Genomic DNA, 813 nt, shown 5'->3' on the forward strand with positions numbered 1-813 from the left:
AAAAGTACTTTAACTCAAAAATGCCGCGTGGCGTATGCATGTACTTCTGTGTTGTTACGCGCGAAATCGTAGATTCGTGCATGTCGACCGCTTGCGCAATATCGTGAAGAATTAATGGTTTCATTGCTTCTTCACCATAGTCTAGAAAACCCTGTTGGTGCGCAACAATCTTGCTTGCGACTTTGAGTAAGGTTTCATTCCGGCTTTGCAGGCTTTTGATGAACCACTTTGCTTCCTGCAATTGGTCTTTCATGAAGTTGTTGTCGGCGCTGTTGTCTGCACGTTTGATGAAGCCAGCATAGCCGCTATTCACTCGAATTTTAGGAGCGATCTCCGGGTTGAGCTCTACTTTCCAGCGGCCCTTTTCTTTTTTAACAATGACGTCTGGAACGACGTATTCTGGTTCGTTCTGGATAATCGCTTCACCGGGACGCGGGTTGAGAGATTGAATGAGCTTTAATACGTCGATCAGGTCGTCTTCTTTCAGGCGACTGCGTCGAATCAGTTGTGCGTAGTCGCGACTACCAAGTAAATTTATATAGTGACTAACGACTAGCTTTGCCTGGGGAAGCCACTTTGTTTCTGGATCTAGTTGGCGCAGCTGAAGTAGCAAGCATTCTTGGAGATCTTTCGCAGCCACGCCGGCTGGATCGAAGTGTTGCACCCGCTTTAATACTGCAGCAACTTCATCGAGTTCAACGGGATCTTCGTCTTCTTCGTTGAAGAGGCCTTGATGTATATCTTCAATATCGCTTCTTAGGTAGCCATCAACATCGATCGAGTCAATGATGCTTTCTGCTATAAAGCGGTCTC

At 46.4% G+C, this 813-nt stretch carries 1 protein-coding gene; it reads right to left on the reverse strand.

Going from position 1 to position 813, the window contains the following annotated elements; translation table 11 throughout:
• The coding region (gene rpoN, locus A3750_RS20955) for an RNA polymerase factor sigma-54 (RefSeq protein ID WP_068548750.1) at positions 1-813 on the reverse strand (813 nt) is incomplete at both ends.

The sequence above is a fragment of the Oleiphilus sp. HI0079 genome, assembly GCF_001635105.1.